Below are 18,145 nucleotides of genomic sequence, written 5' to 3' on the forward strand. Positions count from 1 at the left end.
GCCGGAGCCGCCGACGCGTTCACACGCTGCGCCTCTTCCGGCTACGTGCGGGATCGATGGCGATCGGCTCGGTGTGGGCCTCGTGGTGGTTGCGGTTCGGCGGCTCGGCGAGGACTCGCTGGACTTTCTCGTCGAGCGCGTTCGGCTCCAGGGCGCATTGGGTGGCCATGACGGTCTCCAGTGCGGCGACCCAGTGCTCGTAGTACGACCAAGGAACCTCGCCGGTCTCGGCGTTGCCGTTCTCCCAGCCCTGGATGGAGGCGATGAGCGCGCCCTGGAACAGCGACCAGTCGAACTTGAGCGCCTGGTGAGCCGCGACCGCCATGGCGAAGGCGCGGATCTCCCACGGGAACTGGAAGCCCATCTGGCTCGGGTCGGCGCCCGGCAGGCCGCAGACGAGCTCCTCGACCTGACGCCGGGACTCCCCGAGCGCCTCCGGGGAGGCGTACGGGCCCGGGAGGGTGTCTGCGCTGATCATGACGCGGCCGTGGCGACGGGACCGACGCCGATCATCGAGTCGCGGGTGACAAGCTCGGCAAGCTGCTCCTCGGTCCAGTCCTCCGTGCCGACGGGGCGCTGCGGCAGAACCCAGTAGCGCATCTCGCTGCTGGAGTCCCATACGCGCACCTCGACGTCCTCGGGCACGATGAAGTCGAAGGAGTCGCCGAGCACCTTGCGCGGCTCACGGGTGATGGCGGCGCGGTACTGCGGGTCCTTGTACCAGTTGGGCGGAAGGCCGAGCACCGGCCACGGGTAGCAGGAGCAGAGCGTGCAGACGATGATGTTGTGGACGGTGTCGGTGTTCTCCACCACGACCATGTCCTCACCCTGCAGGCCGCTGATACCGAGCTCCTTGCATGCCTCGGAGGCGTCCTCGACGAGGCGGGCCTTGAACTCCGGATCGCTCCAGGCCTTGGCAACGACCTTGGCACCCAGTTGTGGGCCGACCTCGTGCTCGTAGATCTCGACCATTCGATCGATGGCCTGGGTGGTCATGATGCCCTGCTCGATCAGCATGGACTCGAGCGCCTTGACTCGAGCGGCGATCTCCTCCTGGGTCCGGATCTTCGCGCTCACGCGACTACTCCTTCGGCGTTGGCGGACACGGGGGTGACGAGTTCGATGTAGGGGTCCCAGACATCGAAGTAGACGGAGCCGTTGGGCTCAGCGTGCTCGGCGCCCCACAGTTCTTCGTTGGTGAACCGAAGCGTGTAGACGTGCTCCGGGTTCTCGCCGAGGCCGTTCCCGGCGGTGTCGGGGTAGATCATCGGTCCGTGGTGGAGTACTACCTCGCCGATCGCGCCACGGACGTAGCGGGCACGGCGGGTGTGACCCTTGGGAGCCGAGCGGTCGACTCGGACGATGTCGCCGACCTTGAAACGGGCCACCTTGTCCGAGGGACGCTTGGCCGGAGCGCCGGCCGGAACCACGGCCTCGACGAAGGCGAGAAGCTCGGGGTCGTCGGCGTGCTCCGGAAGCGGAGCATCCGGGTTCGCGAGGTAGTGCTCGGTGCGTCGGTCGAGTTCGGCCATGTCGAGCTTGCCGAGCCTCTCACCGAAGTGCTCGACGGTGTGGACCCAGTGCTCGTAGTACGGCGACTTCAGGTAGACGGCCGGATCGATCAACTCGATGCCGTGCCGGAACTGGTCGACGCCGAAGAAGCCTGCGCGGAAGCACATGGCGAACATCGGGAAGACGGCCTTCTCCCATTCGGCGCGGAAGACCGGCTCCTCCTCGGGGACGATGACCGGCCCGACACCATCGGTGCCGGCGAGGTCGAACACACCGTTCATGCGGTGAACTCCTTCTTCCTGTCGGGGGCGGTGAGCGTTCCGAGCGCCTGCTCGAAGGAGTGGGCTGCGCGCAGGACGTCGGCGTCGTCGAACCGCTTGCCGATGACCATCAGACCGACAGGCAGGCCATCGGCCAGGCCGGCCGGGACGGTGCATGCGGGGTGACCGGTCACGTCGAGCGGCGCTGTGTTGGAGACCATCTCCAGGGCCCGCCCGAGGATCTCCTCGACAGGAGCGTCCGCCGGTGGGATGAGGCTCGCGGTGATGGGCAGCGTCGGCATGACCAGGACGTCGTAGGTGTCGAGCACACTGTCGTAGGCGGCGGCCATGACGCCTTCGAGGTTTCGCGCCTTGGCGTAGCCGGCGCCGTAGCCGTTGCGAAGCGCGTATGTGCCGCCGAGGGCGACCAGCTTGACCGTCTCGGAAAACGCCGATGGGTCGCGGCGCCACTGCTCGCCGAAGAACGCGATCTGTGCCGGGTCGTAGGAACCCTTCCAGTTCATGCCGTAGGCGTTGCCCTGGACCATCTGCCAGGTCGCGCCCTCGACGGAGATGACGTCCCAGATCGCGGCGCCGTGCTTGTGCCACGGAATCGACACCTCTTCGGCGACGTGGCCCGCCGCCGTCAGCTTCTCGATGGCCCGCCTGACGACCGCGTTGACGCTCGGATCGGAGTTGGCCTGGTCGAACCCTTCGGCGACGACACCGATACGCAGGCCACGTCCCAGGTTCTCCAGCCCGGCGAGATAGTCCGTTCCGGCGACGCCGGCGGGCTGGCGGGGGTCCTTGCCGTCCGCACCCGCGATCGCTGTCAGCATCGCGGCGGCATCGGCGACAGTCGGCGCGATCGGGCCCAGGTGGTCCAGTGACTGCTCGATGGGGAACGCCCCGGTGTACGGCACCAGGCCGAAGGTGGGCTTGAAGCCGACGACACCGCAGAACGCGGCCGGGATTCGAACCGAGCCGCCCTGGTCACCACCGAGCGCGAGGTCGACCTCACCAGAGGCAACCAGAGCGGCGCTGCCGCTGGAGGAGCCGCCGGTCGTGCGGTCACGATCCCAGGGGTTGCGGACCGGGCCGGTCTTGGAGGTGTGCGAGGCCCCGGAGAAACAGAGGTCTTCACACACCGCCTTGCCGGCGATGGTCGCTCCTGCCTGGAGAAGGCGCGTCACCACGGTCGCGTCCACGCTCGGAACGAAGCCGCGAAGTGTCTCCGATCCGTTCATCATGGGCACGCCCGCGACGGCGACGTTGTCCTTGACCGCAACACGGCGACCCGCCAACGGGCCATCGGTGCCTTCGCGCAACTCGGTGGTCACGTACCACGCGCCGAGCGGGTTGTCGGCCGGTTCGGACCACTTGCGCACCGGGGCCGTCGGCGCCACATCGCGGTCGTACAGCTCGTCAACGACCGCCCAGGAGCCGAGCAAGCCCGATGTCACCGCGTGGTACACGTCCAGGTGCTCCGCGGGAATGCCGAGCCGCAACTCGTCCGCCAGGTCCTCGACGGCGCTCCGCGAGGGAAGCTCCATACCAATCCTCCTATATGCCAGGACTCGTTGACGCGTAGGGAGAAACCGCGATCCGCGTCTCGTCGAGAGGCGAAAGGCGAAAGGCGAGAGAAGCCGACTGCGAGATGCGATCCGGCGCGACGTGCCGGAGCCGGCGCCCGGGCCCGTCGGGCTCGACCGCGCCACCGCTGTCGACCGGGTCAGCACGCCATCAACATGACGCCGGCATACCCGTACGCATCGAGCGCATCCTTCAGCCGCGACGCCTGCGCCCCGAAATGAACGGACAGAATTTCCGTGATGCCCTCGGGACAAGTGGCCGACTACATTTCGAAACGCGGTTCGGTTTTTTCACTCGGAATGACGTGGCATCTCGGCCTCCAGTGCGCGTCGGCGAAAGCCCGGAAAGTCCCCTTGGGGTCCTGCGAGTAACCACGACCGTACGAGTCGCCGCGCCGTCGTGCTTGTCACACAGAGACAGCCGTCTTGACCGTCAGCGCCATCGTCGCGGCCGGCCCGCCGTGTGCCGAGGACCGTGGTCCCTGTGGGGCTCGGTTGCCTGTCCCGGAACGGTGCTGTGACTCGTGGGACGAGTGGTTTCGGCCGTCTCCGGGGTCTGGCGGTTTCCGTCCGGTTCGGCCTGTGGCGTTCCCTTCCGTCCGCGGCCCGACGGGGATGTCCGTGGCGGCGTGGGTCCGCGACGGCGCCTCGGTCGCCGGGCTCGCTCGTGACGTGCTCCTGCCCGGCCTTCCGCCTGAGCGGAGGGCATCCGGTCGCACGGGTCGCATGGTTGGAGCTGCGGCCGCGAGCCGGCCAGGCCACGGACGGCGCGCGCACGGCCTGTACGCGCCGGCCCGGACGGGCCACCAACCGCACCTCCCGTTCCGGACTGCGACCGCGTATCGTACGGCCGCAATACATGCCATAGTCGCTTTCGCGCGGGTAACTCCGAGAGGAGGGGGCCGTCGATGTCCTTGCAACCCGCACCCGCCGATCGGCCGGACGTTCAGGACTGCGCCCCGGCAACGATTCGGACCAATGCGGTCGACACCTGGATCGAGATGATCCGCGACACCTTCGTCGCGCTCGACATCACGCCTGCCGACCCGGCCCAGTTCTCCGGGTCGGTGCGCACCCGGCAGCTGGGGCACCTGATGGCCGCCGATGTCGCCGCCACCTCACAGACCTTCGAGCGCACCCCCCGCCTGACCGCCCACCAGCCCAGTAACCTTCTACAGATCGGCATGCCGACCGCGGGCGAGGGCCTTCTCTCCCAGGACGGGCGGACCTGCACGCTGAGACCGGGAGATTTCGCCATTTACGAAACCTCCCGGCCGTTCACATGGAACCTGAGCTCTGACTGGAAGCTGCGCGTGTACACCTGGCCACGCGCCTCCATTCCGCTGGCGGAGTCGGGATCGCAGCAGCTGACGGCGACTGCCGTGCGCGCGGATTCGGCGCTGGGACGGCTGCTGTCACCAGTCCTGTCGAACGTGCTGGACCCTGGGTGCGAGGTGTCCTCTGCAGGTGCGATCCGGCTCGCTGACCAAATTGCCGAGCTGGCGATCACAGCCGCGCTCGAGGAGGTCGAGCCGGGCGACCCCGATGCTCAGGCACGTCAGCTCTACACCGCTGTACTGCACCACATCAACGCCCACATCGACGACCCGAGCCTGTCGCCCCAGCAGATCGCGAACACTTTCTACATCTCCACTCGCACCCTCCACCGGATCTTTGCCCGCTTCGACACCACCGTGGCCACCGCGATCAGAACCCGCCGCCTGGAATCCTGCCGACAAGCTCTGCTCTCGCCACGCAACGCCCACCACTCGCTGACCGACATCGCGGCCCGATACGGATTCACCAACCCCGCCGTCTTCAGCCGGACCTTCACCTCCGCCTACGGGATCACCCCCAGCCGCTACCGCGAACTCCGCCGCTGACCACGAGTGATCGACTCGGTTGCGTCCTGGGAAGTGGTGTACGGGCTCGACCTGATCCGGGGGTTTGCTCCGGCATCGAGGTGGAGTCCGCATAGACGAACGGCCACCGGCTGATCTACGACCCCGCCCGCACTGCTGAAACTGGGCATCAAGGACGAGGAAAAGAAAAAAGGGCCCCTGACCTGCGATTTCGCTGGTCAGAAGCCCTAGGCGGCAGACGAGTCGGGCTGTACGCCGGGTTCTGTCGCCCGGGCGCCTCGCGGCGGCCGGGGAGACGGCCATCCATCTAGGGCCGGCGTTGCCACCGGCCTCGTGCGGTCTACCCGCGGACTCGGGCGGGCAGCCCTCGGACGTCCGCGCGGAAACACCGGGGTGTTTCCTTTTGACCTTGCTCCGGGTGGGGTTTACCTAGCTGCCCAGGTCACCCTGAGCACTGGTGGTCTCTTACACCACCGTTTCACCCTTACCGGGGGCCGAAGCCCTCGGCGGTTTGTTTTCTGTGGCACTGTCCCGCGGGTCACCCCGGGTGGCCGTTAGCCATCACCCTGCCCTGTGGAGCCCGGACGTTCCTCGGGAAGCCCCCTAGGGGACTCCACGCGGCCGTCCGCCCGGCTCGTCTGCCGTGTGGACCATGGTACCGGGCGGGCGCGGCCCTTCGTTCCCGCCGTCTCGGACGGCGATCGGGCGGGATCGCCGTCCTCGATGTCACCGGTGGTTCAGAGGATCTTGTTCAGAGGATCTTGATCTTGTCTATGCGGACCCCACCGGGGTGGTTCGGCCAGGTGAAGACGGTCCACTTGTTGATCGCCCCGGCGGGCTGCCACTGTCCGTCCCCGTGCCACTGGACGCGGTTGTTGCCGGTCGAGATCCGGGTGACCCACCAGTTCGTGGAGAGCAGGTCGGCCTCTCCGGCGTTGGCGTAACACCGCATGGTCGAGTCGGTGCCGGGCCGGTGGATGGTGATCTGCAGGAAGTCGGTCCGGCTGCACGTGCCTTCATTGATCGCGAACGCGTTCGTCGCGCCGACGGTGAGCGAGGCCGTCACCGCGACGGACGTCAGCGCGGCCAGGACCGCCCGTTTGGCGATGTGTCTCATGGAAATTCGCTGCCTTCCAGTGGTGCGGCAATTGCGCGGATACGGGGTGATCCTCTTCCGCCGGCGCGATGGCTGACCAGCCCGAGAAGGCAGAACTGCCCGCAATTACGAAGTCATCGACCCTCCGGGCCGACGGCGTCACGTTTCGACCCCACGGCTTCCGTCTCCGCCGCTTCCGCCACCCGCTCCAGGCCCGTGGCGTCCCGCTTCGGACCCGCCGCCGTCGCCAGTACCGAACCCGTCAGGATCAGGGCGAAGGCGGCCAGGATCGTCGCGGTCAGGGATTCGTCCAGGAACACGGCGCCGGCGGCGACCGCGATCGCCGGGTTGACGTACGTGATGACCGTCGAGCGGGTCGGGCCGACCTCCTTGATCAGTTCGAGGAAGGCGACGAAGGCGACGGCCGTGCAGACGACACCGAGCGCGGCGAGGCAGGCCAGGACCGTGGCCGAGGGGAGTGACGCGGGCCGGGAAGCCGCCGCCGCGGGGGCGTAGACCAGGGCCGACAGGGTCAGGCAGGGGACGATGAGCTGGAGAGTGGGGACGTCCTTGAGGCGGCGGGCCGCGATCAGGGGGGCCGTGGCGTAGCCGACGACCGTCAGGAAGACCTCGGCCAGGGAGCGCGCGTCTCCGCCCGTCAGGTGCGGGAGGGTGAGGACCCCGACTCCCGCCAGGCCCAGGGCGAGGCCCGTGATCCGGCGTACGCCGAGGACCTCCGCGTCGCCGAAGAGGCGGGCCGCGAGGACGCCGACGATCGGGACGCCCGCGATCAGCAGGCCCGCCGTGGAGGAGGAGAGGTGGCGTTCGGCGTCGGTGAGGGTGAACCAGGGACCGATGATCTCGATGCACGCGAAGGCCAGCATGGGCGCCCAGTGCGCCCGTACGGTCCGCAGCAGGCCGCCCTGGCGGAGCGCGAAGGGGAGCAGGAGGAGAGCGCCCAGCGCGCAGCGCGTGAACACCACCACGGACGGGGAGAGGTCCTCCACCGCCACCTTGATCAGCAGATAGGGAATGCCCCAGACCACTCCCATCAGGGAGAACAGGAACCAGCCGCGTGCAGTCATACGGCCACCTTCGGCCGTCTCACCACCCGTTGTCTTGAACGCTGTTGCGGTACGCGGCCGGGGTCACGCCCAGCACCCTGCGGTACCAGCGCGTGAGGTGAGCCTGGTCGGCGAAGCCGACGAGCGGGGCGATCTCCGCGGGTCGCAGACCGGCGTCCAGGAGGCCGCGGGCGCGGTGCACCCGGTACTGCGCGAGCCAGGCGTACGGCGGCACCCCCATCGTCGTACGGAAGGCGCGCAGCAGCTGATAGCGGGAGAGGCCCAGGCCGGCGGCCAGGTCGGCCAGGGACGGTGGGTCCTGGAGTTCGTCGGCCAGGCGGTCGCGGACCGTGCGGGCTATGCGGTCGGCGCCGGGGACGGTGTCGGAGCCGGGGCGGGCCGTGGAGTGGCGGCGGGCCAGGGCCGTGAGCAGCCAGGGCAGGCGGGACTCGGCTTCCAGGGGATCGGGGCAGGCGCTGAGCTCGGTGTGGGCGGTGCGGAAGGCGGCGGCGAGTTCCGGGTCGTGGAGCAGGGGCTCACGGAAGTGCGGTACGCCGCCGAGGACGCCGTCGGTGAACAGCCCGGGGTCGGCGTACAGGGCGCGGTAGGCGTAGCCGTCGGTGTCGTTGCCGGGGCCTCCGGTGTGCATCTCGTCGGGGGCGAGGACGACGATGGAGCCCGGGCCGGTGCGGATGTGCCCGCCCCGGTAGGCGATGATCTCCGTGCCGCCGACGCAGACGCCGACCGTGAACTCGTCGTGCGCGTGCGGCGCGTAGACGTGCTTGTCGAAGCACGCCGTCAGCAGGTCGAGGGGCGGTCCGCACCGCCCCAGCCGCGCCCGCCGCCACTCCGCCTGCTCCCCCATGCCCGGCACCCCCTTCGCCTCCATCATCGCGCAGGCCGGCCGAACACCACCTCCAGCGCGTCGAACGCGGCCCCCACCCGGTCCCGGTGGTCCTGGGCGACCGCCTCGGCCGGTTCGCCCGCCAGCAGGCGGCGTGCGGTGGTGACGTAGACGGAGCGGTAGGCGGCCACCGTCAGGGCCGCGGCGAGCGCGGGGTCGGGGAGTTCGGGGGTGATCTCGGCGAGGGCCTCCGCCAGAGCGGTCTCCACCTCCTCCACGCCCTCACGGGCGCGGGCGCGCAGCGCGGGCGAGGCGATCACCACGCGCCAGAAGTGCGGGAAGTGGTCGTCGACCCCGCCCAGCGGGTGGTGTTCGTCGAGGAGCCGCAGGGCCAGGGCGCGCAGGGCGGCGAGCGGGGGTTCGCCGGGCGGGCGGCGGCGTACCGCCGCGGTGAACAGGTCGACGGCCTCGGGGATGCGGTCGAGGAAGAGGTCCTCCTTGCGCGGGAAGTAGTTGAAGACGGTCATGGCGGAGACCTCCGCCGCCCGCGCGACCTCCGCGACGGTCACCTCGTCGAAGCCGCGCTGCGCGAACAGCCCGGTCGCCACGTCGGAGATGCGCTGCCGCGTCGCCCGCTTCTTGCGCTCCCGGAGGGGGAGTTCGTCCGTCGTCGGTTCCTCGCTCACGAGAAAACTATAGCGCACACAAACTTTTAGTGACTACAGTGAAGTCCATGAGGACGGAAGACACGGATTACGACGTGGTGGTGGCCGGCGCGGGGCCCGTCGGCCTGATGCTCGCCTGCGAGCTGGCGCTCGGCGGGACGCGGACGCTGGTCGTGGAGCGGCTGGCGGAGGTGGACGAGACGATCAAGGCGGGGTCGGTCAACATCCCCACGGCCGTCGCCCTCTACCGGCGCGGCCTGCTCCCGGCGCTCACGGCGGTGCAGGAGGCGGCGATGAGCCGGTTCCGGGAGTTCATCAGAAACAGCAAGAACAACAAGAACAACCAGGGCGAGGGTGGCGCCGTGCCGCCGCCGAAGTTCGCCGGGCACTTCGCCGCGATCCCGCTCACCGCCGACCTGCTCGACGACTCCGACCCGGCCTTCGCCGACCTCGGCCCGGCCGGCGACGTGGGCCTGATCCTGCAGGCCTCGCTCGAACGGCTGCTCGCCGACCGCGCCCGCGAACTCGGCGTGGAGCTGCGGCGGGAGGTGGAGGTAACCGGTTTCGACACCTACGACGACGGCGTCACCGTACGCCTCACGCCCACTGAATCACCCACCGAGTCACCGGCCGGTTCCCCCACCGAATCGCCCACCCACGAGGTACGCGCCTCCTGGCTCGTCGGATGCGACGGAGGCCGCAGTACCGTCCGCAAGCTCGCCGGGTTCGACTTCCCCGGCACCGCCCCGGAGATCACCGGCTACCAGGCGCTCGTCACGATGACCGGCGCCGAGGAGCTGAAGGTCGGCTGGAACACCACCGCCACCGGGACGTACGCCCACGGGCCCCTGCCCGGCCGGATCCTCACCGTCGAGTTCGACGGGCCGCCCGTCGACCGCTCGGCGCCGGTGACCGCCGAGGAGCTGACCGGCAGCGTGCGCCGGGTCACGGGCGCGGACGTCACCGTGACCGAGGTGCGCACGGCGACCCGGTTCACCGACAACTGCCGTCAGGCCACCGACTACCGCAGGGGACGGGTGCTGCTCGCGGGCGACGCGGCGCATGTGCACTCGCCGTTCGGCGGCCAGGGCCTGAACCTCGGCATGGGGGACGCCGTGAACCTCGGCTGGAAGCTGGCGGCCGTGGTGCGCGGCACCGCGCCCGAGGGACTGCTCGACACGTACACGGCCGAACGGCATCCGATCGGCGCCTGGGTGCTGGAGTGGACCCGCGCCCAGATCGCGCTGATGCGCCCCGAGCCGCACGCCCGCGCCCTGCGCGAGGTGGTGACCGGTATGGCGGGCACGGTCGACGGCACGACGTACCTGGTGAAGAGGATCTCCGGGGTCTGGCAGCACTACGACCTCCCGGGCGACCATCCGCTCACCGGCCGCAGCGCCCCCGACCTGGAACTCTCCGACGGCACCCGGCTCGCCGACCGGCTGCTCGGCGGACGCGGACTGCTGCTCGACCTGGCGGACGACGACAAGCTGCGCGCCCGGGCCGAGGGGTACGCGGACCGGGTGGACGTACGGACCGTCGCCTGTCCCGCCCGGCCCGGGCTCGCCGCGCTGCTCGTGCGGCCGGACGGGTATGTGGCGTGGGCGGCGGACACCGGTGACGGCGAGGGGCCGGCGGACGCGCTGGCCGTCTGGTTCGGCGCCCCCACCCGCGCTTGACCCTGCCGCGGCGTCAACCTCTCTACTGGTCGCATGCGGATCGGAGAACTCGCCGAGGCCGTCGGCGTCACCACGCGGACCGTCCGGCACTACCACCACCTGGGCCTGCTGCCCGAGCCCGAGCGGCGCGCGAACGGCTACCGGGACTACACCCTGCGGCACGCCGTCGTACTCGCCCGGATCCGGCGGCTGACCGAGCTGGGCCTCGGGTTGGCGGAGGTGCGGGACGTCCTCGCCGACGACGCGGGCAAGGACCTCGTCGAGGTGCTCACCGAGCTCGACGAGGACCTGGCCCGGCAGGAGGCGGCGATCCGGGAGCGCCGGGCCCGGCTGCGGGTGCTGCTGGCGGCCGAGGCGTTGCCCGCCGAGGGACCGGTGTCGCCCGAGCTCGCCGCGCTCTTCGCACGCACCGCGGACCACGTGGCGGACTCCCCCATGGCCGCCAAGGACCGCGAGGTGCTCGCCCTGATCGAGACGGCCGCGACACCCGAGGTGCGGGAGCAACTGCTGGCGGCGGTCGGCGCGGTCGTGGCGACGCCGGAGGCGGTGGCCCTGGCCAACGAGGCGTACGCGCTGCTCGACTCCCTCGCCGACGCCGACCCCGCCGACCCCCGGGTGGAGACCGCCGCCCGCCGGCTCGCCGACTGCACCCCGCGCGAACTGCTCCCCGACCCGGCCCGCATCGACCACGACAGCAGCTTCCTGCGCGCCTTCTACGCCGACTTCGCGCCCGCGCAGGCGGCGGCGATCCGCCGGGCGATGCGCATTCTCACGGAGGAGAGCCGATGAAGGTCCTCCCAGCCCTCGTCCGGCACGAGGCGCGGCTGCTGGCGAGCCTGGCACTGTGGGTGGCCCGGCGGCGGCACGGGATCGGTGACGGGCGGGCGTTCGGGTACGCGCGGGGGCAGGGCGCGGTGATGGCCGGGTTCCTGTTCGTGTGCGTGATCGAGACGTTCACCATGTCCGTGCTGCTGCGCGGCTGGCCCACCGCGCACCGGGTGGTGCTGGTCCTGGACCTGTACACCGTCCTGTTCCTGGCCGGGCTGTACGCCGCCTGGACGGTCCGCCCGCATGTCCTCCACCACGACGCCCTGCGCATCCGCCAGGCCGCGCACGTCGACCTCCGCGTCCCGCTGGAGCTGATCGCCGCCGTACGGCGCGAGCCGCGCACCACGCACGAGGGCACCGACGGGGAGCTGAACCTCCCGGTCGGCTCGCAGACCTCCGTCACTCTCGAACTGGCCGGGCCGGTCGCCCACTTCACCTTCCTCGGCCGTCGCCGGGACGTCACGGTGATACGCCTGCACGCCGACGACCCCCGTGGCCTCGTCGAAGCCGTCACGCGGGCGCGAAGCGCACCACCGGTCCCGCCTCGGTAAGGCGGCCCGTAGGGGGGCTTCGGGGGCGCGCCGTACGCTGTTCCGGAGTTCGAGAGGTCTCAACAGAACTCAAGGGAACTCAGGAGACCTCAAGAGAAGGAGAATTTGTGCTCGTCCTGCTGCCCCCGTCCGAAGGCAAGGCCGGCTCCGGCCGTGGCGCACCGCTGAAGCCGGAGTCCCTGTCCCTGCCGGGGCTCGCCGCCGCGCGGGAGGCCGTACTGAACGAACTCGTCGAGCTGTGCCTCGGCGACGAGGGGAAGGCCCAGGAGGTCCTGGGGCTGAGCGAGGGGCTGCGCGGCGAGATCGCGAAGAACACCGGACTGCGCACGGCGGGCGCGCGACCGGCCGGGGAGGTCTACACGGGTGTCCTGTACGACGCCCTCGGCCTGGCCTCGCTGGACGCGGCGGCGAAGCGGCGCGCGGCGCGGTCGCTGCTGGTGTTCTCGGGGTTGTGGGGTGCCGTCCGGGTGACGGACCGCATCCCGTCGTACCGCTGCTCGATGGGTGTGAAGCTGCCCGGCCTCGGGGCGCTGGGCGGGCACTGGCGGGCGCCGATGGCGGCGGTGCTGCCGGAGGCGGCCGGGGACGGGCTGGTGCTCGACCTGAGGTCGTCGGCGTACGCGGCGGCGTGGAAGCCGAAGGGTGAGCTGGCGGGGCGGACGGCGACCGTACGGGTGCTGCACGCGCCGACCCGGAAGGTCGTCAGCCATTTCAACAAGGCGACGAAGGGGCGGATCGTGCGGAGTCTGCTGGCGGCCGGTATCGCGCCGAAGGGTCCCGCCGAGCTGGTGACGGCGCTGCGGGAGCTGGGGTACGTGGTGGAGGTGCGGGAGCCGGCGCGGGCGGGGGCGGTCTGGACGCTGGACGTGCTGGTGGACGAGGTGACCTGAGCAGGGCTGTCGCAGTGCGTTCGGGGCCGTTGCAGCATGCGCAACGTCCTTTGCGCATGCTGCACACCGAGGGCAGTATGAGCCGCATGGTCTCTCCCCTGACCCTTTCCGCCGCCGCGGTGATGAATCTGGCCCCGGTCGTGCCCGTGGTGGTCCTCGACGACGTCTCCGCCGCCGTACCGCTGGCCCGGGCGCTGGTCGCGGGCGGGCTGCCCGCGATCGAGGTGACGCTGCGGACACCGGTCGCGCTGGAGGCGATCCGGGAGATCTCCGGGGCGGTCCCGGAGGCGGTCGTCGGGGCCGGGACGGTGATCACCCCGGAGCAGGTGACGGCGTGTACGACGGCGGGGGCGCGGTTCCTGGTGAGCCCCGGCTGGACGGACGTCCTGCTGACGGCGATGCGGGAGTCGGGGGTGCCGTTCCTGCCGGGGGTGTCGACCGTGTCGGAGGTGGTGGCGCTGCTCGAGCGCGGGGTGCGGGAGATGAAGTTCTTCCCGGCGGAGGCGGCGGGCGGGACGCCGTATCTGAAGGCCATCGCCGGGCCGTTGCCGCAGGCCCGCTTCTGCCCCACGGGCGGGGTCGGCCCGGACAACGCGGCGGAGTATCTGGCACTGCCCAACGTCGGCTGTGTGGGCGGTACCTGGATGGTGCCGGCGGAGGCGGTGGCGGCGCGGGACTGGGGGCGGATCGAGGGGCTGGCGCGCGCCGCCTCGTACCTCAGGGACGCAGGTGGGACGTGTCGTTGAAGAGGCGGACGCTGGCGTTGCCGTCGGCGTAGTACGCCACCGCGGAGAGGGAGGCCGCCGAGAGTTCCATCCGGAACAGGGACTCGGGCGGGGCGCCCAGGGCGAGCCGTACGAGGGTCTTGATCGGGGTCACGTGGGTGACCAGCAGGACCGTGCGGCCGGCGTACGCCGCGACCAGTTCGTCACGGGTGGCGGCGATCCGGGTGGCGGTGGCGGCGAAGCTCTCGCCACCGCCGGTGGGTTCGGCCTCGGGGTCGGCGAGCCACTTGGTGAGGTCGTCGGGGTGGCGCTGCTGGACCTCGCCGAAGGTGAGGCCCTCCCAGGCGCCGAAGTCGGTCTCGATCAGACCTTCCTCGACGGTGACCTCCAGGCCCAGCCGTGCGCCGACGGCGGCCGCCGTCTCCCGGGTACGGGCGAGCGGGGAGGCCAGGATGTGCTGGATGGTCCCGCGCCGGGCCAGCGCCGCCGCGGCCCGCTCGGCCTGCTCCCGGCCCACGTCGGAGAGCGAGGGATCGGTACCGCCGCGACCGGAGAAGCGTTTCTGGGGGGTGAGGGGGGTCTCGCCGTGCCGCAGCAGCACGAAGGTGGCGGGCGCCCCCAGGTCGGGGGCGGAGCCCCAGCCGACAGACGGTTTCCCGGCAACGGCGTTCGCGGCAACGGCGTTCGCGGCCCGAAGGTCGTCGTCGCCCTTGGCGACACCGGAGGCGGAGGCAGAACGCCCCACGCCGCCCGACGCCGCGCCCGCGGTGGCCGAGCCGGTGCCGGGCGCATCTGCCCGCGAGCCGGAACCGACGGTGCCACCCACGCCACTCACACCGGCCTCCCCGGCCTCCCGGGCCACAGCACGCACACCGGGCTCCCCGGTCTCCCGGCCCGCACCACGCACGCCTGCCTCCCCGCCCGCGGTGCGGCCCGTGTCGGACGGCTCGCGCCTCCGTGCCAGCGCCTCGCGGGCCTTCGCCGCGCCCGCTGTCGCGTCGCCGGGCGGGCCCGTAGGGGTGAGGGTGTCCGGTGCGGCGGGCTTGCGGGCGTCGAGGGCGGCGCGGGACGCACCGGCGTCCCACTGTTCGCCGCGCTTGCCCGCGTCCATCGCCTCGTTGGCCAGGCGGTCGGCGTGTTTGTTCTGTTCGCGGGGCATCCACTCGTAGGTGACCTGCCCCGGCGGGAGGACCCGGGCGGCCTCCGTGGCGAGCGGCTTCATGTCGGGGTGTTTGATCTTCCAGCGGCCCGACATCTGCTCGACGACGAGCTTGGAGTCCATCCGCACGCGCACCGAGGCCGCGGGGTCGAGTTCGCGGGCGGCGCGCAGGCCGGCCAGCAGGCCCCGGTACTCGGCGACGTTGTTCGTGGCGACGCCGATGTACTCGGCGCGCTCGACGAGCGTCTCCCCCGTCGCCGCGTCGATCACCACGCTGCCGTAGCCCGCGGGCCCCGGGTTGCCCCGCGACCCGCCGTCGGCCTCGACGATGAACTCCCGCACGTCGCCGGCCCTCAGAGCCCGGACTCGGAGGTGCGCACCAGGATGCGGCGGCAGTTCTCGCACCGGATGACGGTGTCGGGCGCGGCCTGCCGGATCTCGCTCAGCTCGGTGATGGCCAGCTCCTGCCGGCAGCCCTGGCAGGTGCGCGCGTACAGCTTGGCCGCGCCGACCCCGCCCTGCTGGTCGCGCAGCTTGTCGTACAGCTTGAGCAGGTCGGCGGGGATGGACGCGGCGACGACCTCGCGCTCCTTGGTGGCGGTGGCGATCTCGCCGTCGATCTCCTCGACGGCGGCCTCGCGGCGCGCGGTCGCGTCGTCGATCTTCCCCTGGACCGCGCCGACCCGCTCGGTCAGCTCGGCGGCCCGCTCCTGCGCGGCCTCGCGGCGCTCCATGACCTCCAGGACGACGTCCTCGAGGTCGCCCTGGCGCTTGGCGAGGGAGACGATCTCCTTCTGGAGGTTCTCCAGGTCCTTGGGCGAGGTGACGGCACCGGAGTCGAGCCGCTGCTGGTCGCGGGTGGCACGCTGGCGGACCTGGTCGACGTCCTGCTCGGCCTTGGTCTGCTCGCGGGCGGTGTCGCTCTCCTCGGTCTGCGCTGCCACGAGCAGGTCGCGCAGTTGCGTCAGGTCCTTGGTCAGCGACTCGATCTCGGCGTGCTCGGGCAGCGACCGCCGCTTGTACGCGAGCTGCTGGAGGCGGGCGTCGAATGACTGGACGTCGAGAAGTCGGATCTGGTCGGCGGGCGCGGCGTTCAGTTGGGGGCTCCAGGTGAAGGGGAGTGACTGGTCCAGGGGTCGGTGACCGTCGTCGAGACGTGGACGCGCAGTCCCCATCCGTTCCGGTCGGAGATCTGGTCGAGCTGGGCTGCGGCCAGCTCGCACCAGGGCCACTCGGTGGCCCAGTGCGCCGCGTCGAGCAGCGCGAGAGGGCTCTGGGCGACCGCCTCGGACACCGGGTGGTGGCGCAGGTCGGCGGTGAGGAAGGCGTCCACGCCGGCCGCGCGCACCTGCGCGAAGAGGCTGTCGCCGGAGCCGCCGCTGACGGCGACCGTGCGCACGGGCGCGTCCGGGTCGCCGGCCACCCGGATGCCCTGCGCGGTCGCGGGCAGTCGCTCGGCGGCACGGGCGGCGAGCTCGCGGACGGTGAGCGGGTGGTCCAGCTCGCAGATCCGGCCGAGTCCGCGCCGCCCGTCGGGGTCGGTCGGGTCCGGCACGAGGGGCCCTACGACCCGCAGGTCGAGGGCGCCGGCGAGGGCGTCGCTGACACCCGGGTCGGCGGTGTCGGCGTTGGTGTGGGCGACGTGCAGCGCGATGTCGTTCTTGATGAGGGTGTGCACGACCCGGCCCTTGAAGGTGGAGGCCGCGACGGTCGTCGTCCCGCGCAGATACAGCGGGTGGTGTGTGACCAGCAGGTCGGCGCCCAGTTTCACCGCTTCCGCCACGACGTCCTGTACCGGGTCGACCGCGAACAGCACCCGGGAGACGTCCTGACCGGGCTCGCCCACGACGGTGCCGACCGCGTCCCAGGACTCGGCCCGCTCGGCGGGCCACAGGTTCTCCAGCGCGGCGATGACTTCAGACAGACGGGGCACGGGGGCAAGGCTACCTGGCCGCCTGCCTGGGCCGAACCCCGTACGGCCCGCGGCCGAGCGGGCGACGCGTGATGCACAACGCTTCCGCCGACCTCCGGCGAATCGCTTCTGCACCACTCTTACGGGCGAAGCCCCCGCCACGTGGTCCCACGTCCGTGCGTGCGAAAACTAGCTTCGTCGCCGGAGGTGGCGAACCGATGACGATGCCGGCCTGTGCGATCGAACCACCCGCGGAGAACGCGACGGACGCGGCGGACGGTGCGGATGAAGAGACGTGTGGCGGAGCGGCGTACGAGGAGGAGACGTATGGCGGAGTGGCGTACGAGGAGGGGACGCCCGGAGGAGCGGCGGACGCACCCTGTGTGATCACGGCGGGCGGCACCTACGCGGCGCGCCTCGCGCTGGACGCCCGCGCCGACGCCTGGTTCCCGGAGCGCTGGACCCTCGACGGCCCCGAGCCGTACGCCGTGCCGCTGCCCGCCCACCAGCCGGAGGAGCCCGGCACGGAGGTGCAGCCGATGGGCGACGGACGGGTCCTGGTCCGGCGGTTCGTGGCGGGGCGGCACGCCTTCTCCCTGCTGTACCCGACCGACCCCGGCACCGGTGAACTCCCGCTCGGCGCCGTGGAGTGCCGGGACGAGGGCACTCGCCTGCGGCTGCTGTCCCCGGCGCCCTGCGGCGAGCGGGCGTACGCCCTGGCCGTCGGGCGGCACAGCACCGCCGTGTGGCAGGTGGCGGGCGGCGCCTTCGGGCCCGAGCACCTCGCGGAGATCCCGGGCCGCTGCTCGGGCGGCGTCTGGCTGGACCACACGGGCCGGATGCTCGCGCTGGACCGCGAGGTGGGCGGCCGGACCAAGACGGTCGTGGTGGACCTGGAGCGCGGCGGCGAGGTGTCACCGCTGCTCCAGATCGCCGCCGAGAGCGACGACCGGCTGCTGCTCGCCGACAGCGACAGCGGGCTGCTGCTCATCGCCTCGGACGCGCCCTCCCCCGGCGAGTCCCGGCTGGGCTGGGGCGTCCTCGGCAGCACGCTCCCGGTCCGTTTCCCGGAGTCCCTGCGGCTGCCCGGCCGCACCCTCACGCCGTTCGCGATCCAGCCGGGGCAGATGCTGCTCCCGGAGGCCTGCGCGGTGGCGCTGCGCATCGAGGGCCCGTTCGGCAGCTGGGTCGGCGTGTGGCGCCCGGCGGAGCGGAGGCTGCACCAACTCGCGGCGCCCGACGGCTGGTTGGCGGGCAGTGGGCTGTGGACACCGGACGGTGTGCTGCGGCTGCCGTACGCCACGGAGGCGGAGCCCTGCGGGGTGGCGCGGCTTACCCCGCCGGCCCTCGCGCCCCCGCCCGAACCCGCTTGCCCGGAGCCGGAACCGGAGCCCGTCACACCCCGGCCGGTGCCTCTGCAACAGGCCCCGTTCGGCAGACTTGTAACAAACTAGCTGCGGTTGGCCCGGCCGTCTGGATACCCCCCGTGGGGCGCTGGATAAAATC

General features: G+C 71.6%; 18 protein-coding genes and 1 other RNA gene. 7 read left to right on the top strand and 12 right to left on the bottom strand.

The annotated features are described in order from the left end of the window. Positions 1-19: 19 nt before the first annotated feature. From ACFPIH_RS22115 to ACFPIH_RS22130, 4 genes are read right to left on the bottom strand one after another with little or no spacing between them, the layout of a single operon-like run. Positions 20-478, bottom strand: a complete 459-nt coding sequence (locus tag ACFPIH_RS22115; RefSeq protein WP_381164452.1) for a nitrile hydratase accessory protein — start codon at positions 476-478, stop codon at positions 20-22. Further along, positions 475-1,077 carry a nitrile hydratase subunit alpha gene (nthA, locus tag ACFPIH_RS22120; RefSeq protein ID WP_381164449.1) on the bottom strand — a complete coding sequence of 201 codons (603 nt, stop codon included), beginning with the start codon at positions 1,075-1,077 and terminating at the stop codon, positions 475-477. The genes ACFPIH_RS22115 and nthA overlap by 4 nt, the downstream gene beginning before the upstream one ends. Beyond that, positions 1,074-1,793, bottom strand: a complete 720-nt coding sequence (gene nthB / locus ACFPIH_RS22125) for a nitrile hydratase subunit beta (protein ID WP_381164446.1) — start codon at positions 1,791-1,793, stop codon at positions 1,074-1,076. The genes nthA and nthB overlap by 4 nt, the downstream gene beginning before the upstream one ends. Further along, positions 1,790-3,511, bottom strand: a complete 1,722-nt coding sequence (locus ACFPIH_RS22130; RefSeq protein WP_381164443.1) for an amidase — start codon at positions 3,509-3,511, stop codon at positions 1,790-1,792. The genes nthB and ACFPIH_RS22130 overlap by 4 nt, the downstream gene beginning before the upstream one ends. A gap of 761 nt (positions 3,512-4,272) precedes the next feature. On the opposite strand from ACFPIH_RS22130, the gene ACFPIH_RS22135 reads away from it, so the two are divergent. Beyond that, entirely contained in the window at positions 4,273-5,247 is a 975-nt protein-coding gene (locus tag ACFPIH_RS22135; protein WP_381164440.1) for an AraC-like ligand-binding domain-containing protein, read from the top strand. A 214-nt stretch (positions 5,248-5,461) separates the two neighbouring features. Here the strand turns inward: ACFPIH_RS22135 and rnpB are convergent. The 5 genes from rnpB to ACFPIH_RS22160 all read right to left on the bottom strand — a co-directional run bounded on the left by rnpB (position 5,462) and on the right by ACFPIH_RS22160 (position 8,916). Continuing rightward, an RNA gene (gene rnpB, locus ACFPIH_RS22140) (RNase P RNA component class A) lies at positions 5,462-5,863 on the bottom strand. 114 nt (positions 5,864-5,977) lie between these two features. Next, complete coding sequence (locus ACFPIH_RS22145) at positions 5,978-6,343, bottom strand: beta/gamma crystallin domain-containing protein (RefSeq protein WP_381164437.1); 366 nt, start codon at positions 6,341-6,343, stop codon at positions 5,978-5,980. Positions 6,344-6,456: 113 nt separating this feature from the next. Further along, on the bottom strand, positions 6,457-7,407 hold the full coding sequence (locus tag ACFPIH_RS22150; RefSeq protein ID WP_381164434.1) for a DMT family transporter: 951 nt from the start codon (positions 7,405-7,407) through the stop codon (positions 6,457-6,459). 19 nt (positions 7,408-7,426) lie between these two features. Further along, entirely contained in the window at positions 7,427-8,251 is an 825-nt protein-coding gene (locus ACFPIH_RS22155; RefSeq protein WP_381164431.1) for an AraC family transcriptional regulator, read from the bottom strand. A gap of 23 nt (positions 8,252-8,274) precedes the next feature. Next, on the bottom strand, positions 8,275-8,916 hold the full coding sequence (locus ACFPIH_RS22160) for a TetR/AcrR family transcriptional regulator (protein WP_381164428.1): 642 nt from the start codon (positions 8,914-8,916) through the stop codon (positions 8,275-8,277). Positions 8,917-8,963: 47 nt separating this feature from the next. Between ACFPIH_RS22160 and ACFPIH_RS22165 the strand changes: the two genes are divergently transcribed. The 5 genes from ACFPIH_RS22165 to eda all read left to right on the top strand — a co-directional run bounded on the left by ACFPIH_RS22165 (position 8,964) and on the right by eda (position 13,589). Further along, positions 8,964-10,574, top strand: a complete 1,611-nt coding sequence (locus ACFPIH_RS22165) for an FAD-dependent monooxygenase (protein WP_381164426.1) — start codon at positions 8,964-8,966, stop codon at positions 10,572-10,574. A 33-nt stretch (positions 10,575-10,607) separates the two neighbouring features. After that, positions 10,608-11,363, top strand: a complete 756-nt coding sequence (locus tag ACFPIH_RS22170; RefSeq protein WP_381164423.1) for a MerR family transcriptional regulator — start codon at positions 10,608-10,610, stop codon at positions 11,361-11,363. After that, positions 11,360-11,953 (top strand): hypothetical protein, encoded by a 594-nt coding sequence (locus tag ACFPIH_RS22175; protein WP_381164420.1) that lies wholly within the window; start codon positions 11,360-11,362, stop codon positions 11,951-11,953. The genes ACFPIH_RS22170 and ACFPIH_RS22175 overlap by 4 nt, the downstream gene beginning before the upstream one ends. Before the next feature lie 107 nt (positions 11,954-12,060). After that, entirely contained in the window at positions 12,061-12,843 is a 783-nt protein-coding gene (yaaA, locus tag ACFPIH_RS22180) for a peroxide stress protein YaaA (RefSeq protein WP_381164417.1), read from the top strand. Between the two features lie 86 nt (positions 12,844-12,929). Then, positions 12,930-13,589, top strand: a complete 660-nt coding sequence (gene eda, locus ACFPIH_RS22185; RefSeq protein WP_381164414.1) for a bifunctional 4-hydroxy-2-oxoglutarate aldolase/2-dehydro-3-deoxy-phosphogluconate aldolase — start codon at positions 12,930-12,932, stop codon at positions 13,587-13,589. On the opposite strand, the gene ACFPIH_RS22190 is transcribed toward eda, so the two are convergent. The 3 genes from ACFPIH_RS22190 to ACFPIH_RS22200 are packed head-to-tail and all read right to left on the bottom strand — an operon-like array spanning position 13,561 to position 16,660. After that, positions 13,561-15,069, bottom strand: coding sequence for a bifunctional RNase H/acid phosphatase (locus ACFPIH_RS22190; RefSeq protein WP_381164411.1), 1,509 nt, complete (start codon positions 15,067-15,069; stop codon positions 13,561-13,563). The genes eda and ACFPIH_RS22190 overlap by 29 nt on opposite strands. Before the next feature lie 11 nt (positions 15,070-15,080). Beyond that, a complete protein-coding gene (locus tag ACFPIH_RS22195; RefSeq protein WP_381164656.1) occupies positions 15,081-15,824 on the bottom strand; it encodes a zinc ribbon domain-containing protein in 744 nt (247 codons plus the stop codon). After that, on the bottom strand, positions 15,821-16,660 hold the full coding sequence (locus tag ACFPIH_RS22200; protein ID WP_381164408.1) for a Nif3-like dinuclear metal center hexameric protein: 840 nt from the start codon (positions 16,658-16,660) through the stop codon (positions 15,821-15,823). The genes ACFPIH_RS22195 and ACFPIH_RS22200 overlap by 4 nt, the downstream gene beginning before the upstream one ends. Before the next feature lie 203 nt (positions 16,661-16,863). On the opposite strand from ACFPIH_RS22200, the gene ACFPIH_RS22205 reads away from it, so the two are divergent. Next, positions 16,864-18,093: a hypothetical protein gene (locus tag ACFPIH_RS22205; RefSeq protein WP_381164653.1), complete on the top strand. Its 1,230-nt coding sequence runs from the start codon at positions 16,864-16,866 to the stop codon at positions 18,091-18,093. The last annotated feature ends 52 nt before the right edge of the window (positions 18,094-18,145 follow it).

This window comes from Streptomyces vulcanius (genome assembly GCF_042653945.1).
Classification (GTDB): Bacteria; Actinomycetota; Actinomycetes; order Streptomycetales; family Streptomycetaceae; genus Streptomyces; species Streptomyces mangrovi.

What these genes read in the sequence shown, in the direction of transcription:
- ACFPIH_RS22155 (WP_381164431.1), bottom strand. Translation starts at nt 8,251, where the DNA reads ATGGGGGAGCAGGCGGAGTGGCGGCGGGCGCGGCTGGGGCGGTGCGGA.
- ACFPIH_RS22165 (WP_381164426.1), top strand. Translation starts at nt 8,964, where the DNA reads ATGAGGACGGAAGACACGGATTACGACGTGGTGGTGGCCGGCGCGGGG.
- ACFPIH_RS22145 (WP_381164437.1), bottom strand. Translation starts at nt 6,343, where the DNA reads ATGAGACACATCGCCAAACGGGCGGTCCTGGCCGCGCTGACGTCCGTC.
- ACFPIH_RS22115 (WP_381164452.1), bottom strand. Translation starts at nt 478, where the DNA reads ATGATCAGCGCAGACACCCTCCCGGGCCCGTACGCCTCCCCGGAGGCG.
- ACFPIH_RS22150 (WP_381164434.1), bottom strand. Translation starts at nt 7,407, where the DNA reads ATGACTGCACGCGGCTGGTTCCTGTTCTCCCTGATGGGAGTGGTCTGG.
- ACFPIH_RS22205 (WP_381164653.1), top strand. Translation starts at nt 16,864, where the DNA reads ATGCCGGCCTGTGCGATCGAACCACCCGCGGAGAACGCGACGGACGCG.
- ACFPIH_RS22170 (WP_381164423.1), top strand. Translation starts at nt 10,608, where the DNA reads ATGCGGATCGGAGAACTCGCCGAGGCCGTCGGCGTCACCACGCGGACC.
- nthB (WP_381164446.1), bottom strand. Translation starts at nt 1,793, where the DNA reads ATGAACGGTGTGTTCGACCTCGCCGGCACCGATGGTGTCGGGCCGGTC.
- ACFPIH_RS22135 (WP_381164440.1), top strand. Translation starts at nt 4,273, where the DNA reads ATGTCCTTGCAACCCGCACCCGCCGATCGGCCGGACGTTCAGGACTGC.
- eda (WP_381164414.1), top strand. Translation starts at nt 12,930, where the DNA reads ATGGTCTCTCCCCTGACCCTTTCCGCCGCCGCGGTGATGAATCTGGCC.
- ACFPIH_RS22175 (WP_381164420.1), top strand. Translation starts at nt 11,360, where the DNA reads ATGAAGGTCCTCCCAGCCCTCGTCCGGCACGAGGCGCGGCTGCTGGCG.